At 44.4% G+C, this 16,204-nt stretch carries 13 protein-coding genes; 10 read left to right on the plus strand and 3 right to left on the minus strand.

Features of this window, described 5'->3' with window-relative positions:
• Positions 1–52: 52 nt before the first annotated feature.
• The gene (locus tag C1721_RS04550; RefSeq protein ID WP_159063531.1) at positions 53–589 is read left to right on the plus strand and encodes a hypothetical protein; all 537 of its coding nucleotides are present in this window, start codon (positions 53–55) and stop codon (positions 587–589) included.
• Positions 590–1,253: 664 nt separating this feature from the next.
• Here C1721_RS04550 and purL read toward each other — a convergent pair.
• Positions 1,254–4,943, minus strand: a complete 3,690-nt coding sequence (purL, locus tag C1721_RS04555) for a phosphoribosylformylglycinamidine synthase (RefSeq protein ID WP_102407352.1) — start codon at positions 4,941–4,943, stop codon at positions 1,254–1,256.
• A 422-nt stretch (positions 4,944–5,365) separates the two neighbouring features.
• Between purL and C1721_RS04560 the strand changes: the two genes are divergently transcribed.
• From C1721_RS04560 to C1721_RS04600, 9 genes are all read left to right on the plus strand, one after another.
• Positions 5,366–7,393: a DUF6259 domain-containing protein gene (locus C1721_RS04560; RefSeq protein WP_234347300.1), complete on the plus strand. Its 2,028-nt coding sequence runs from the start codon at positions 5,366–5,368 to the stop codon at positions 7,391–7,393.
• Positions 7,394–7,407: 14 nt separating this feature from the next.
• Positions 7,408–8,232: an FAD:protein FMN transferase gene (locus tag C1721_RS04565; protein ID WP_102407354.1), complete on the plus strand. Its 825-nt coding sequence runs from the start codon at positions 7,408–7,410 to the stop codon at positions 8,230–8,232.
• The gene (locus C1721_RS04570) at positions 8,229–9,269 is read left to right on the plus strand and encodes a sugar kinase (protein ID WP_102407355.1); all 1,041 of its coding nucleotides are present in this window, start codon (positions 8,229–8,231) and stop codon (positions 9,267–9,269) included. Before C1721_RS04565 ends, C1721_RS04570 begins: the two co-directional genes overlap by 4 nt.
• Positions 9,270–9,334: 65 nt before the next feature.
• Positions 9,335–10,003, plus strand: coding sequence for a bifunctional 4-hydroxy-2-oxoglutarate aldolase/2-dehydro-3-deoxy-phosphogluconate aldolase (locus tag C1721_RS04575; protein WP_102407356.1), 669 nt, complete (start codon positions 9,335–9,337; stop codon positions 10,001–10,003).
• 1 nt (position 10,004) lies between these two features.
• Entirely contained in the window at positions 10,005–11,411 is a 1,407-nt protein-coding gene (uxaC, locus tag C1721_RS04580; RefSeq protein WP_102407357.1) for a glucuronate isomerase, read from the plus strand.
• A gap of 31 nt (positions 11,412–11,442) precedes the next feature.
• Positions 11,443–12,327, plus strand: coding sequence for a metal ABC transporter solute-binding protein, Zn/Mn family (locus C1721_RS04585; protein WP_102409236.1), 885 nt, complete (start codon positions 11,443–11,445; stop codon positions 12,325–12,327).
• The gene (locus C1721_RS04590) at positions 12,311–13,069 is read left to right on the plus strand and encodes a metal ABC transporter ATP-binding protein (protein WP_102407358.1); all 759 of its coding nucleotides are present in this window, start codon (positions 12,311–12,313) and stop codon (positions 13,067–13,069) included. Before C1721_RS04585 ends, C1721_RS04590 begins: the two co-directional genes overlap by 17 nt.
• Positions 13,070–13,093: 24 nt before the next feature.
• Positions 13,094–13,300, plus strand: a complete 207-nt coding sequence (locus C1721_RS04595) for a hypothetical protein (protein ID WP_102407359.1) — start codon at positions 13,094–13,096, stop codon at positions 13,298–13,300.
• An 8-nt stretch (positions 13,301–13,308) separates the two neighbouring features.
• Positions 13,309–14,316, plus strand: coding sequence for an NAD-dependent epimerase/dehydratase family protein (locus C1721_RS04600; protein ID WP_102407360.1), 1,008 nt, complete (start codon positions 13,309–13,311; stop codon positions 14,314–14,316).
• Positions 14,317–14,450: 134 nt separating this feature from the next.
• On the opposite strand, the gene C1721_RS04605 is transcribed toward C1721_RS04600, so the two are convergent.
• Both C1721_RS04605 and C1721_RS04610 read right to left on the minus strand, forming a co-directional pair.
• Positions 14,451–15,230, minus strand: coding sequence for a head GIN domain-containing protein (locus C1721_RS04605; protein WP_102407361.1), 780 nt, complete (start codon positions 15,228–15,230; stop codon positions 14,451–14,453).
• A gap of 28 nt (positions 15,231–15,258) precedes the next feature.
• Complete coding sequence (locus C1721_RS04610) at positions 15,259–16,044, minus strand: GIN domain-containing protein (RefSeq protein ID WP_102409237.1); 786 nt, start codon at positions 16,042–16,044, stop codon at positions 15,259–15,261.
• Positions 16,045–16,204 lie beyond the last annotated feature (160 nt).

Consider the following 16,204-nt stretch of genomic DNA (forward strand, 5'->3'; position numbering starts at 1 on the left):
CTTTAAAATATTAATTTTCTTAAAACAGCTATCTATTATTAGCATTATAATTATGGAAATAACAAAATTCATTTTTGAGATTTTAGGAGCTTTGGGGGCTATTGGTACATTTGGGGCATTTGTAATGCTCTTTATAAAGGACAAATACAAACAAGACCAAATTGATAAATTAACCAATATAACAGAAAAGTTAACAAATATTGCAAGCACACTTGAGGTACAAAATGATAATTTGGCTAAACAACTTAGAGCAAGTGTTCTTCCTGAATTATGGACTAATGGCATTTATCAAGATGCTAATGGTATAGATTTCAAGATAAACCTAAGCAATAGAGGCGAAATTGCTAAATTAATTAAGTTCGAATTAGAGTCAGATGACATAATACTTCATAATGAGCATTTACCTTCTGATTTATTAAAAGAAGAAGAGAGATGGATATTCTGCGAATCCAATTGTGAGAAAAGACACGTAGATTGTAAATACATTATTTATGTAATTTATACAGATAAACTTGGTAATAAATATAAACTAAAAATAAAATCTGCAAAGAATGCTTATCCTGTTATTGTAGGAAATGATTTAGTATAAATGATTTATGGAAAACATACTAAGAGAAAAACTGTACCCTCTTTATGATGTGTTAATACTCGGAAAAGAAAAGATGATTATACATAGGAGATCAACACTAAATGGGTATTAGGAAATTTTATAAGAAAATAGAAATGGAATAGGTATGACACTGTAAAATCTACAAATGACACTGTATTTGGTTTAATAAAGTAATACAATAGAAGAAGGCAATACAAAAAAATAAGTTATTTGAAAATAAAAGAAAAATATGAGGAAGGCTGTAATTCAAATTTATATCTTTGTATAACCAACCACTCAGCAAAGCGATGCAAAACGAAGTGTTAAAATCGTGACTTATTCGTAACCTTGTAGAATTTTCAAATTTGTAAGATTAAGATATACAGACGGTTAAGCAGCAGGTTCTACTGCCTTCAGCCGCACAAAGGACAATGGATATATTCTTTTCAGAATATATCCATTTTATTTATCGCCCTCATCCAAATCACAATCTTATCTCCACAAAACAAAGTATGTGTGTTTACGGACGTAAAAATATCCCGTACGTATTACGTCGTTATTACAACCCGGTAAATTGATTGTTTCCATATAAATACAAAAGCCGGACGAATACCAATGCTTCATCCGGCTTTTAGATAAGTATTACTAAAAATTCTCTGAAATATTACTTCTTATTCCCTTCAATCCACTTACGCGCATTCACGAAAGCTTCGATCCATGGAGTTACTTCGTCGTTCTTGCGATCGGCAGGATAGTAACCACACTGCCAGGGGAACATAGCACGCTCCAGGTGAGGCATCATAGCCAGATGACGACCATCATGCGAACATACGCCGGCAACCGACCAGGGCGAACCGTTCGGATTAGCCGGATAACCTTCATAATTATATTTAAGAGCGATATGATATTCCTTTTCTTCATACGGGAAGTAGAATTTACCTTCGCCGTGAGTAATCCATATACCCAGTTTCAATCCGCTCATCGAACCGAACATAACAGAATGGTTCTTCGGAATTTCTACCGTGATAAAGTTAGATTCAAGCTTATGTGAATCGTTATGCAACATCTTATGTTTCTTCTCATGCTCCGGATAGACAACTCCCAGTTCCGCCATCAGCTGGCAACCATTACAGATACCCAGACTTAATGTATCGGGACGTGCATAGAAATTGTCCAGTGCTTTCTTGGCCTTTTCATTATACAGGAAACCGCCGGCCCATCCTTTGGCAGAACCCAACACATCCGAGTTGGAGAAGCCACCGCAGAATACAATCATGTTTACATCTTCCAATGTTTCACGTCCGGAAGCCAGGTCAGTCATGTGAACGTCTTTCACATCGAAACCGGCCAAATACAATGCGTAAGAGGTTTCACGTTCGCACTGGCAACCCTTTTCACGGATTACGGCGGCACGGATTCCACTCTTGCCTTTACGATCGGGAGTCAATCCATAATCGGAAAGCTTACCGGTGAAGTTCTTACCATACTTAAATTCCAACGGCTGCATCTTATAGTTTTCAAAACGATTGCCTGCACATACGTTACCGCTCTGCTTGATATCCAGCTTATAAGAAGACTCATACCATACATCACGCATATAGTCGATACCGAAATGATACTGAACACCGTCTTTTTCCACCAGGATATGACGTTCATCAGTCGGCTTGGCTATAATTGCGAAACCTACACCGGCTTCTTCCATTAGCTTTTCAAAAGCTTTCTTGTCTTTCACCTGAACCAAAACACCCGGGTTCTCGGCAAACAAAACCTTAACAATATCCGTTTCCGATAACTTATCCAGATTTACTTGCAGGCCGCCTTCCACATTAGCAAAACACATCTCAAGCAATGCCGTGATCATACCACCGGCTGAAATATCATGTCCGGCAAGGATCAAGCCTTTCTCAATCGCATCCTGAACAGCATTGAAAGCATCGGCAAAATATTCGCTGTTCTTTACGGTCGGCACTTCATTACCCAGTTTGTTCAAAACCTGTGCAAGAGCAGAACCTCCCAACTTCATTGTGTCGAATGAGAAGTCTATATAATATATGTAAGAATTCTTTTCGTGAGCCAGCACCGGAGAAACAATCTTACGGATGTCACTCACCTCCGCACCGGCAGAAATAATAACCGTACCCGGAGCGATCACCTTGTCGTCGCCATACTTCTGCGTCATAGACAAAGAGTCTTTACCTGTCGGGATATTGATACCCAATTCACAGGCAAAATCGGAAGCAGCCTGAACAGCTGTGTACAAACGGGCATCCTCACCTTCGTTGCGGCACGGCCACATCCAGTTGGCACTCAGCGATACGCCGGTCAGCTTATCTGTCAACGGAGCAAATACAATATTTGTCAATGATTCCGCAATCGCCATCACCGAACCGGCAGCCGGATCAACCAAAGCTACCTGCGGGGCATGACCGATTGAAGTAGCAATACCTGCTTTACCACGGTAATCCAAAGCTACAGCACCCAAGTCGCTCAAAGGCAACTGCAATTCTCCCTGACACTGCTGACGGGCGATCTTGCCTGTTACGGAACGGTCTACTTTGTTGGTCAACCAGTCTTTACATGCCACAGCCTCCAACTGGAGTACATTTTCCAGATAGTGATGCAATTCGGATTTCTTATAAACCACCGGAGCATACGTTTCTTCCACCGTATGATCCTTCATGATTGTTCTCGGCGGCTTACCAAACATATATTCCAACTTAATATCTATCGGTTTCACGCCATCGGCCTGTTCAAAGACAAACTTCATATCGTTGGTCGTTTCTCCCACTACATACATCGGAGAACGTTCACGGTCGGCAATTCGTTTTACGCGGGCTACATCTTCTTCTTTCATCAGCAAGCCCATACGTTCCTGGCTCTCGTTACCCACAATCTCCTTCGCTGAAAGCGTAGGGTCACCAACAGGCAACTGGCTCATATCAATATGTCCTCCGGTTGCTTCCACCAATTCAGACAAACAGTTCAGATGACCGCCCGCACCGTGGTCGTGGATAGAAATAACCGGGTTATTATCCGATTCGGCAATCGTACGGATTACGTTAGACACACGTTTCTGCATTTCCGGATTGGCACGCTGCACAGCGTTCAATTCAATACCACTTGTGTACTGTCCGGTATTCACCGAAGACACAGCGCCACCGCCCATACCGATACGGTAGTTATCACCACCCAGCAATACAACCTTCTCACCCGGTTCGGGATCGCCCTTCAACGCATCGCGCATATTGGCATAACCTACACCGCCGGCCAGCATAATTACTTTATCGTAAGCATATTTTTTATTATTCTCTTCGTGTTCAAACGTCAGCACAGAGCCGCATATCAGCGGTTGTCCGAACTTATTACCGAAATCGGAAGCACCGTTTGACGCTTTGATCAGTATCTGCTCCGGCGTTTGATATAACCATGGACGCGGGTCCATAATCTTTTCCCATTCGCGAGCACCTTCGGTACGTGGGTAAGAAGTCATATAAACCGCCGTACCGGCAATAGGTAACGAAGCCTTACCACCTCCCAGGCGGTCGCGAATCTCACCACCCGATCCGGTAGCCGCCCCGTTGAACGGTTCTACCGTAGTAGGGAAGTTATGTGTTTCAGCTTTCAGCGAAATAACCGATTTAATACTCTTCACTTCATAGAAGTCAGGCTTGTCACCGCTTGCCGGAGCAAACTGCTCTATCATCGGGCCTTCGTTGAATGCTACATTATCTTTATAGGCAGAAACCAGCTTGTTAGGGTTCTCCGCCGATGTTTTCTTGATCAGATTAAAAAGAGAGCTTTCTTTCTCTTCTCCGTCGATAATGAATGTACCGCCAAAGATTTTATGGCGACAATGTTCCGAGTTTACCTGTGCAAAACCATAGACTTCACTATCGGTCAGTTTACGTTCCAACTTCCCGCTCACCTCATTCAGGTAAGAAACTTCCTCTTCACTCAATGCCAAACCTTCCTGCTTGTTGTAAGCGGCAATATCCTCGATATAAACAATCGGATCAGGTTGTTTGCTGATTGTGAAGATATCCTGGTTCAGTCCGTTGTAGATGCGTTGCAACATCGGGTCGTGATCTGCCTCACCGGAAGAAACGGGAAAGTATTCTTCGATACGTGAGATGCCACTCAACCCCATATTCTGGGTAATTTCCACCGCATTAGTACTCCACGGGGTAATCATTTCCCGGCGCGGACCAACATACCAGCCGTCCAATGTTTCCGATTGAACGGGAGTTGCCTCACTAAACAACCAAACGAGCTTTTGAACATCTTCAGGAGAGAAAGCATGTGCCGCCTGGACAGCCAGCACCGTTTTTGTTGGAGATTGAAAGAATAAAATCATATCGTCGATTTATTAATTATTCCACTTCGTTATAAGGAGATTGCAAAGATAGCTATTTTTTATGTTTCAATGAAAACAGACGGTATAAATAGAGAATTAATCGGAAACATCCCTGTTATTCCTTTTACCCATCGGACTTTCTAAGAAAAAATACCCGTTATTTTATTCTTTTGACCTGGCTCGAAATTAATTTTGGGCTAGGTCGTAATTGATTTTGACCAGGCTCAAAATTGATTTTGCCCTAGGTAAAAAGAATAAAAATGCGGGATCTCATACTTAAATTGTAAGGACTTCCGGAATAATATGTCCTAAGGACGTTTTTAGTTTTTAAGCAGGAAAGTGCACGTAAAATAGATGACTTGTAAAAGAAAGATTTTATCTTTGTGAAATTATTACAGTAATATTAAAACCACTAAGACATCATGAGTAGATCAAGAACCACAATGATCGGCATGTTTACATGCATGATTTTTCTTTTTGCACACTTTGCAGGTGCAGCCGTTTCCGTAAAGAAAGAGAACGGAAATATTATCCTTTCCAATGGAAAAACGGAACTTGTATTCTCCGATTCCAAAAACTTTAAAATCGTATCCATGCGTTCGGGCAATCATAATTTATGGTCCGAAGGAAGCGCATCCATTCCACCCTGGAAAATCACTTATAAAGGGCCAAATGGAGAAACGCCCGAATTAATACCTCAAAACGGCACTTATGAAGGAGTGGAAATCAGGGAAAATTCCAACTCGACAACATTGGTTTTCACCTGGCAGATGGTATTAAGATACACGCCGACTTATCCGGTAAAAATGTATGTCACGCTAGCCGACGACTCCGAACTGGCGCAATGGAAAATAGATGCATCCATGCCTCAAGACTGGGTAATAAGTCAATTAGAATTTCCCCGCATACCTGTTCTTCGCTCTGAAAAGGAGAAAATGATTATTCCTTCCGGTTGGGGCATCGAATATGAGATGGGACGGCAAAACGAATATCGCTCCCGTTATCCTTCGCACGCGGGCGGCATGCAATTCCTGGTAATGCATAATCCGGAAGGTGCATTCTATTACGCAACGGAAGACAGAGGCGCTTCGGGCAAGGTGCTAAAAGTGAACGATGATGGAACAACGGCCACTTTCTGCACTGAGATTATAGCATCGGAGGGCTGGACTAAAAACGGACAGTTCCAATTACCCTGGACAACTGTAACCGGATATAACACGAAAGGCTGGACAGCCGCCGCTACCGAATGGTATCGCCCGTTTACCTTTACTACCGAATGGGGCAAAAAGCTGATCCCGGAACGAAGCATTCCCCAATGGTTACGGAACGCAGACATGTGGATACGTCCGCGTAATATTTCTCCCGAAATAATGGACGGTGTACGTAAAGCCCTTACATATTATGGCAAAGGTTGTGGTATCCATTGGTACGACTGGCATCAGATTCCTTACGACACACATTATCCGGATTACTTCCCGGCCAAAGAAGGTTTTGCCGAAGCAGTAAAAGAAGCTCAGAAGCTGGGAGCATACGTAACTCCATATATTAACGGCCGCTTATGGGATCCGGCTACCGAAAGTTATAGCCGCCTGAACGGAAAAGATGCCTCTTGCCGTAAAGCCGACGGCACGCTGTATACCGAAGTATACGGTTCTAAAGTGCCCAACACGGTTACATGTCCTTCTTCTCCCATCTGGCAGAATATACAGAAAGGCCTTGTAGACCGTATACAATCCGAACTCGGCACCAATGGCGTTTATATCGACCAGATAGCAGCCGCAGCTCCCGAAGCCTGCTACGCGAAGAATCACCCGCACCCGGCCGGTGGCGGCGATTTCTGGCATTACGCTTACCGTAACCTGTTGACCGACATGCGAGCCAATCATTTGAAAAAAGATAACATTCTTACCAGTGAAGAAAATGCTGAATGCTATGCGGATCTTTTCGATATGTTGCTCGTAGTGAATACAGCCCATGTGGGAGTTAAAATGATACCGTTGTTCCCTATCGTTTATTCGGACCGCGTTATAACAAGCGGATTCACGTATATTCCGGAAGACCTCACTAACGGATCATTCCGCTACATCAGTATGCAAAGTTTACTATGGGGTTCTCAACTGGGTTGGGTTAATCCGGTAGCACTCATGAAGCCGGAGGCAAAGAATGAAGCATTGTTCCTGAAAAACCTGATGCTTTTCCGTCGCAACCAGCACGACCTCTTCCTGGGCGGACGTTACTTGCAGGAGATTACCTTGAAGGGCGATAACCCTACACGCGACATCCCCCGTTACGAAGTATCGCCGGTTGTACGTGCCGCAGAATGGCTTAGTGTAGACGGAAAGAAGGTTATTCTGGTTGTTAACATGGACGACAGCAAACACAAAGTTGTTCTTCCTGACGGCAAAGAGGTAGAAGTAGCCGGTTTGCAAGGTGTGAGAATAAATCTTTAATACCATTCCGCGCTATGTTTAATTCCAAATACTATGCCCCTTCGGGTATGTTGCACGGATCGTCGCCGCGTATCATGGGCACAAAGCTCGACGCTCTTCTTATAGGCGGCAATCAAACTGTGCTGGAAGATGCGTGGAATGAAGCCACCGCCAAAATAGAGCGGTTGCATAACCAATTGAACTGCTTCGATCCTGAAAGCGCAGTGTCACGCATTAACCGTGAGGCATTCCATGCACCCGTTCCACTGGACGATGAACTATGGAATATCTTAGTGGATTGCCAACGCTATAACACGTTGACGGAAGGATATTTTGACATTACGCTATCCGACTTCAATAAAGTACAGCTATCCGAAGCCACACATACCATCTCTTTCCTTGATGAAGGAATCAGTATCGACCTGGGCGGATACGGAAAAGGCTATGCTTTGCAAAAGATGCAGTCTATTTTCCAGTTCCACGGAATAGAAAAGGCTTTGGTAAACTTCGGCAACAGTTCGGTACTTGCCATAGGTTCGCATCCGCACGGAGATTACTGGCCGGTAGGGATTGAAAACCCTTATACGCACGAGACAGTCTACTCTGTAAAACTGTTCGACAGTTCGTTGTCTACCTCCGGTAACTCGCCTCAGCACCCGGAACATATTAAAAATCCACTGACGGGTGAATATGTGTCGGAACGGAAAATTGTTTCCATCGTATCCGCCAATCCGGTGGATGCGGAGATACTCACTACCGCTCTTATGGTAGCACCTTCCGAGCAGATAGAGTCTATCCTTCAATCATTCGATATTCAAGAGAAATACATTTATAACATATTAACAGACCACAAATCATGAAACATAAAGTAATTACATTTGGAGAAATCATGCTACGCCTGGCTACACCGGGCTATTTGCGTATTTGCCAGAGCAACCAGTTTAACGCTACATTCGGTGGCGGAGAGGCTAACGTATCCGTATCACTTGCCAATTACGGTATAGACACGGAATTCGTAACCCGTCTCCCGAAGAACGACGTAGCCCAGGCATGCGTAATGGAACTCCGTAAACATGGCGTAGGAACTAATCACATCCTATACGGCGGAGAGCGTCTAGGCATTTATTTTCTGGAAACAGGCGCCGTAGCTCGTGCCAGCAAAGTAACTTACGACCGTGCACATTCGTCCATTTCTACTATCCAACCCGGAATGATCAACTGGGATGAAGCGTTAAAAGGCGCTACATGGTTTCACTGGACAGGTATCACTCCCGCCCTTTCGGAGGGTGCAGCCCAGGTTTGCCTGGAAGCCATTCAGACAGCCAACCGTTTAGGAGTTACCGTTTCCTGCGACCTTAATTATCGTAAGAATCTATGGAAATATGGAAAGACGGCGTCCGAAATTATGCCTCAACTGGTAGCGGGTTGCGACGTTATCTTAGGTAATGAAGAAGATGCGGAAAAGGTATTCGGCATCAAACCGGAAGGATTCGACGCCGCTCAAACCGGCGGTCATGTAGAAGCTGATGCTTTCCGTTCGGTTTGCACTCAACTGATGGCACGTTTCCCTCGGGCTAAAAAGGTAATTATTACCCTTAGAGGTTCAATCAATGCGAACCATAACACTTGGGGCGGAGTATTATATGCCGACGGGAAATTGTACGAATCACGCCGTTACGACATTACCCACATTGTAGACCGCGTAGGCGGAGGCGATTCCTTCATGGGCGGACTGATCTACGGCCTTCTTTCTTATGACAGCGACCAGAAGGCGTTGGATTTCGCTACGGCAGCCTCTTGTTTGAAACATACTATCTATGGGGATTTCAACGAGGTGAGCGTAGACGAGGTTGAGAAACTAATGTCCGGTGACGGTTCCGGAAGAGTTGCCCGGTAAAACGCCCGGATAACAAAAAGATCATATACACAATACGATAAATAGAAATGATAAAATAGACTGTAATGGCAAGATTCAATAAACAAAAAGTAATATATACCATGGCTGCAACAGGCATGGTTCCCGTATTTTATAACGCAGATGCCGACATTACCCTGCAAGTCATCAAGGCATGTTATCAAGGAGGTGCCCGTGCATTTGAATTTACGAACCGTGGAGACTTCGCTCATGAAGTGTTCGGGTCTGTAGCCCGTCGCTTGAAAGACGAATGTCCGGATATGATACTGGGAGCAGGTTCTATTGTAGACCCTGCCACAGCCGCCCTTTATATGCAATTGGGTGCAGATTTTATTGTAGGCCCTATGTTCAACCCGGAGATTGCACGCGTATGCAACCGCCGTTTAATGCCTTATATTCCGGGATGCGGTTCGCTGACCGAAATAAGCATGGCGCAGGAAGCCGGATGTGATGTTTGCAAGATATTTCCGGCAGGTTCCGTAGGCGGTCCTTCATTCGTAAAGAACATAAAAGCACCGATGCCGTGGACACAGATCATGGCTACCGGAGCTGTTGAACCGACCGAAGAAAATTTGTCCGGCTGGTTCAAAGCCGGGGTTACCTGTGTAGGTATGGGTTCTAAATTGTTCCCCAAAGAAGCTATCGCACAGAAGAAATGGAACGAAATAAGTAATCTTTGCAGTAACGCTCTATCGATTATCCAGAAATATCATTAATATGAAACCGTTTATAGGTCCGGATTTCCTGTTAGATACAGATACAGCCCGCATGCTCTATCACGAGCATGCGGCTAATATGCCTGTCATCGATTATCATTGCCATCTGGACCCGAAATTAATAGCGGAAGACTATTGCTTTGAAAACCTGACGGAAATATGGTTGGATAACGATCATTATAAATGGCGTGCCATGCGTGCAAACGGAATAGCCGAAGAGTATATTACCGGTAACCGTACACCATTCGAGAAATTCCGGAAATGGGCAGAAACAGTTCCTTATACCATGCGTAATCCGCTTTATCACTGGACTCATATGGAGTTGAGCCGCGTATTTGGAATCGAGAAAATACTGAATCCGTCTACCGCACGGGAAATATACAACGCAGGAACGGAAATGGTACGGACAAAAGAATTCTCCGTTCGCCGTTTAATCGAACGGATGAAAGTGGAAATACTTTGCACGACCAACGACCCTACGGAAACGCTGGAATATCATCAGGCAATCCGGAAAAGCGGATATCCGGTACAGGTACTGCCGGCATGGCGTCCGGATAAGGTGATGGCCATAGAGAAGCCAAAAGAATTTAACGCCTATCTCACCCGGTTAGGAGAGGTTACCGACATGACAATACTTTCATTCCGGAATCTTGTAGATGCTCTGCAAAAGAGGCATCGCTTCTTTACATCCATGGGATGCTATCTTTCGGACTTCGGACTGGAAACGTTTTATGCCGAACCTTATACGGAAATAGGCATTGAGGCCATTTTCCTGAAAGCACGCATGTGTAAAACACTTACGCAGGATGAGATAAACAAATTCCGTTCGGCTATCCTTTACGAACTGGCTGCAATAAACGCAGAAGTCGGTTGGGTTCAGCAGTTCCATATCGGTGCGAACCGTAATAATAATACACGCATGTTCCGGTTGGCAGGAGCAGACAGCGGATTCGACGCGATAGGCGACAAGCCTTTTGTAGAATCCATGAACCGGTTCTTTAGCCGTCTGGACGAAGACGGTCTGCTTGCGAAAACGATTCTCTACAACCTTAACCCGAAAGACAATGCACTGGTAATGGCAAATATCTACAATTTTAACGACGGAACAATACCGGGAAAGATGCAATATGGGGCTGCATGGTGGTTTCTCGACAATATCAAAGGCATAGAGGAACAGCTCAATACCCTTTCTTCAATGGGATTGCTCAGCCGCTTTGTCGGCATGTCTACAGATTCCCGCAGTTTCCTTTCTTATCCCCGCCATGAATATTTCCGGCGCATTCTCTGCAATCTGATAGGTAACGATATAGAGGGAGGGCGTTTACCATCCTCCGAGTTGCCTTTCATCCAACAGATTGTAGAGGATATCTGTTATTATAATGCAAAGAGGTACTTCAACTGTTTATAATTCTGCCTATCTTTGCAGAAAGATTATGTATATGAAATTATTGAATATATGGATAGTATGCTTGTCATCACTTCTCCTTACAGCTTGTGGCAACAGGCAAACGGATGAGAAGACAGTATCCGTTACTATCGAGCCTCAACGATACTTTGCCGAGAAAATAGCAGGTAATAAATTCAAGATTAATTGCGTAGTTCCTTCCGGACAAAGTCCCGAGACATACGACCCTACTCCCCGCCAAATGATACAGATCGGACAAAGCGACGCTTACCTGCGCATCGGAAGTATCGGTTTTGAACAAGCGTGGATGGAAAACATCCGGAAGAACAATCCTCATCTGCAAATCTTCGATCTGTCTGAAGGCATGCCGATGATTCAAGAGGAAGAAGATACTCACGAACATGGGGACGGGCATCATCACCATCACGGAGGAAGCGATCCACATATCTGGACGTCCCTAGCCGGAGGCAAAATCATCGCACAAAACACATTGCAGGCATTCATAGCCCTCGACAAGGAAAACGAAGATTATTACCGCCGGAATTACGATAAACTAATGGAAGAGATCGACGAAACGGCGCTCACCGTAACCGGATTACTTGAGCCATTGAAAGGAACGGCTTTTATCATATATCATCCGGCACTCACCTATCTGGCTGATGAGTTCGGATTAGAGCAACTCAGCATAGAAATGGACGGGAAAGAACCTTCGCCGGCACAACTAAAAAAACTGGTAGAGAAGGCGCACGGACAAAATGCTAAAGTTGTCTTTGTACAGATGGAGTTCGACCGGAAAAATGCAGAACTGATTGCTAAGGAAACAGACTGCCGGTTGGTACGCATTAATCCGTTAGATTATAACTGGAGTAAAGAATTAATTCATATAGCACAATCTCTTGCCAATGGAAAATCTGATTGAAATAAAGGATGTAACAGCCGGCTACGGTCCCAAAATAGTACTGAAAGATATCACTCTGGATGTAAGGCAAGATGATTTCCTCGGTATAATAGGTCCTAACGGAGGTGGCAAAACAACGCTACTGAAACTGATACTGGGTCTTCTCACCCCGAAGTCCGGAAGCATTCGTTTTTTCAGAAACGGGCAAGAAGTTTCCTCGCTAAAGACCGGTTATTTGCCGCAGATGAATAACATCGACAAGAAGTTTCCTATCTCGGTAAAAGAAGTAATTGCATCCGGACTGGCTGCGCAGAAACCATTATTCAAAAAATACAACCGCGAGCAGAACGAGCGGATCGAGCAGGTAATCGGACAAATGGGACTGGAAGACCTGGCAACTCGCCCTATCGGGGAACTGTCCGGCGGACAGTTGCAACGGGTATTGTTGGGACGTTCTATCGTATCCCGTCCGCAATTGCTTATTCTGGATGAGCCGAATTCGTATGTAGATAAACGTTTCGAGTCCCGCTTCTATCAATTACTGGAAGAAATTAACAAGGAGAGCGCAATTATTCTGGTATCACACGACATCGGGACAGTCTTGACAATGGTGAAGAATATAGCCTGCGTAAACGAAACACTCCACTATCACCCGGGAGCGGATGTTTCCGAAGAATGGCTGGGCGAAAAGTATGCGTGTCCTATCGAACTCGTCGGGCACGGCAACCTACCCCATCGAGTCTTGAAAGTACACGAGCACTAACACTCTATAATCCGTTATTATACCATGATAGCACACACATTCTCTCTGATCAGTTTTCAAGAAATAGGATATATTATCGGCATAGCAGTCATTATGTTCGGCTGCACCGCCGTTATGCAAAACCCATTCATCTCCATTGGTAAAAAGATACTTTGGGTACTTACTATCCTTCTTCTGAACTGGATCGGACTATTATGGTACTATTATACCTATTATATGAAAGATAAATAAAAGAAAACATGAAGATACTTATTACAGGAGCCAGCGGCTTCATCGGCGGTTATCTGGTAGACGAAGCTCTTCGTCGCGGATACGAAGTATGGGCGGGAGTACGCGCAGGTAGTGACCGTTCGCATTTACAGGATCAGCGAATCAAGTTTATTGATCTCTTGTACCATGATTCGCACGCTTTGACTGTGCAACTTTCTGAGTTCGCTATAGCCTATGGAGCGTGGGATTATGTTATCCACAATGCCGGCCTTACCAAAACACCGGATAAGCGCAACTTTTTTCGCGTAAATGCGGACAATACACACCATCTCATAGAAGCATTAAACGCCGCCGATTGCCGACCCAGGAAATTCCTGTTGATGAGCAGCCTCAGCAGTTACGGACAGGGAGACGAACATACATTTCGTCCCATTCGATTAGACGACAAGCAGCAGCCGGACACTGTCTATGGAAAAAGTAAACTGGAAGCGGAAAATTACCTGCGGACACAAACTTACTTTCCCTATGTCATTTTACGTCCCACCGGTGTATACGGTCCCGGAGAAAAAGACTATTTCCTGGAGATACAAAGCATAAATTCCGGCTTCGACTTTGCCGTTGGATTCACCCCACAGCGTATCACCTTCATCTATGTAAAAGATTTGGCCAGAGTTGCCTTTCTTGCGTTGGAGAATGAAAAGATACAAAACCGTCACTATTTCGTTGCCGATGGCGATGTATATACTGATGAAGAATTTGCCCATATGATACAAGACATACTAGGGAAAGAACGCGTACTGCATGCTCGTATCCCCCTTTGCCTTGTTTACATAGCCTGCTCTGTTTCCGAATGGATCGGGAAACTGCTGAAAAAGAGTATGACTCTGAACAGTGACAAATACATCATCCTGAAACAGCGCAACTGGATTTGCGACGTCTCTCCCCTTCAACAGGAACTGGGCTTCACCCCTGAATATTCTCTCAGACGGGGATTGGAAGAGAGTATCGCGTGGTATCGTAACGCCGGCTGGTTGTAACACCTTAATCCACTTTCTCCACAGAGCCGGCATTCAGCGGTGCTTGGTAACCGACGCGTCGCCCTTCTATTTTATCCGGCCGCTACCGGCTATGCTATAGGAAGGATTTTGCCTGTAGTCATTATCCCTATTCATTAATCGTCTACCCGTTTAATCTTACCAACTCCCGAAGCATTGGCATCTATCTCCGCATCTCCTTTATATTTCAGAGAACCCACGCCCGACAGACGTGCAGAAAGATGTTCCGTTGCATTTACTTCCGCCCCGCCTACGCCGGAAACACGGCATTCAAGATTATTCACCGGACAGTCAAACGCATAAATATGTCCCACACCGGATACGCTAAAATCACCTTCGTCTGCTTTGCCTTTCAGATAAATACTACCCACACCGGACAAGTGCACTTTCACATCTTTACTCTCTAAATCGTCCATTTTCACCGTACTTACACCGGAGAGATGGATATTCAGGTCGTCGGTAGTGACCAAACCCTCCGCAATGAAATCCATACAACCGTTTGCGCGAAGATCACGCAACTCTTTTGAAGTTCCGTTAATTTCCATGCTCGTAGGAAGAAGAACTTTGTTCTTATCTTCCGGACGAATAACCAGCCTATCGTCTTTCACACGTACAATCAACAACGAAAACAGGTTCTCATCGGTCGTTATTTGCAGAGTAGTAGTCTCTTCAGCCGATTGCGTATAATTAAATACCGGTGTACATTTCTTCATTCCCACCATATTGCGGGCACCTTCTATTCCCGAACCCAATTCTACGTCAGAAAAGTTGGTAATCTGCACTGTTCGGGTTACCAGCTTCCCATTACCTCTCACCTTTTCCCTTCCTGATACACATGACGGCAATAAAAACAATGCCATCAACGCATAAACGACTCCTGTTATTCCTATTCTCATGACACAATCCTCCCTGATTTATAATTTGTTACTTTACTTCTTCCACCGAGCCCTTGCCCAATACCTTTTGCTGTACGGCAGTAGGTCCTTTATAACGGATATTTCCTTTACCAATCACATTCGCTTTCAGGTTATCCGTAGCATGCACTTCCGCAAGTCCGTTGCCGGTAATCTTACAGGTAAGATCGGGAACGGCTACCCCGAAAGCATGGATATCACCACTGCTTACAATGCTATACCTTCCTTCTTTCGCCGTTCCGGCCTTTAACGTAACCGACCCGGAGCCATCCACATTACACTGCACAAGGTTTACCTTAATGTCATCGGCTACCATATTAGCACTGCCCGATACATCCAAATCCAATCGACCTACGGTTACCAAATGTTTCAGTTGCACAAGACTATTAGCATTCGCCTTAACGGTAAGCTCATCTCCCGTCAGTGGTGTATTCAGAATAAAATTGCCATTACCGGATACTTTTACCGTACGAAGCCACTTAGAACTGGTCTTCACCACAAATTTCGTAAAGTGATCTACCTTAGCGCCCTTGAAGCCAATTATCAGCACCCTGTCCTTCACTTCTATATTCACATACGGATGCAGATTCTGGTCTACCGTCACTTCTACAGTCGGTGTTTTTTCCGCCTGTTCATAGTTAAAATCTATCACGCCGTTTATCCGCACTTCATTATAATCGTCCACTGAGATTTTCTTCGTCGTCAGATTTCCATCCCCTTTTACTCTGTCCGCTGCCATGCAATTAGCCGATAGGCACATTACCAACACTGCCAACAATCCTGCTTTTACTTTCATATATCCGGTATTTAGAATTAATTCTATATCATATAGACGCACCCGAGGGCGTATCCGTTACAAAAATAGCAAAAAATTAAGCCATAACAGGTAATTTTTTATCTTTGTAGACAACTTGATCTATAAACATAATTATCACAACATGAAAAACTATTACAGA

It is taken from the genome of Parabacteroides bouchesdurhonensis (genome assembly GCF_900186615.1).
Lineage (GTDB): Bacteria > Bacteroidota > Bacteroidia > Bacteroidales > Tannerellaceae > Parabacteroides > Parabacteroides bouchesdurhonensis.

Excerpts from the sequence above, each read along its gene's own strand:
- C1721_RS04550 (WP_159063531.1), top strand. The coding sequence starts at position 53 with ATGGAAATAACAAAATTCATTTTTGAGATTTTAGGAGCTTTGGGGGCT.
- C1721_RS04605 (WP_102407361.1), bottom strand. The coding sequence starts at position 15,230 with ATGAGAATAGGAATAACAGGAGTCGTTTATGCGTTGATGGCATTGTTT.
- C1721_RS04595 (WP_102407359.1), top strand. The coding sequence starts at position 13,094 with ATGATAGCACACACATTCTCTCTGATCAGTTTTCAAGAAATAGGATAT.
- C1721_RS04560 (WP_234347300.1), top strand. The coding sequence starts at position 5,366 with ATGAGTAGATCAAGAACCACAATGATCGGCATGTTTACATGCATGATT.
- purL (WP_102407352.1), bottom strand. The coding sequence starts at position 4,943 with ATGATTTTATTCTTTCAATCTCCAACAAAAACGGTGCTGGCTGTCCAG.
- C1721_RS04585 (WP_102409236.1), top strand. The coding sequence starts at position 11,443 with ATGAAATTATTGAATATATGGATAGTATGCTTGTCATCACTTCTCCTT.
- C1721_RS04565 (WP_102407354.1), top strand. The coding sequence starts at position 7,408 with ATGTTTAATTCCAAATACTATGCCCCTTCGGGTATGTTGCACGGATCG.
- C1721_RS04590 (WP_102407358.1), top strand. The coding sequence starts at position 12,311 with ATGGAAAATCTGATTGAAATAAAGGATGTAACAGCCGGCTACGGTCCC.
- C1721_RS04600 (WP_102407360.1), top strand. The coding sequence starts at position 13,309 with ATGAAGATACTTATTACAGGAGCCAGCGGCTTCATCGGCGGTTATCTG.
- uxaC (WP_102407357.1), top strand. The coding sequence starts at position 10,005 with ATGAAACCGTTTATAGGTCCGGATTTCCTGTTAGATACAGATACAGCC.
- C1721_RS04570 (WP_102407355.1), top strand. The coding sequence starts at position 8,229 with ATGAAACATAAAGTAATTACATTTGGAGAAATCATGCTACGCCTGGCT.
- C1721_RS04610 (WP_102409237.1), bottom strand. The coding sequence starts at position 16,044 with ATGAAAGTAAAAGCAGGATTGTTGGCAGTGTTGGTAATGTGCCTATCG.
- C1721_RS04575 (WP_102407356.1), top strand. The coding sequence starts at position 9,335 with ATGGCAAGATTCAATAAACAAAAAGTAATATATACCATGGCTGCAACA.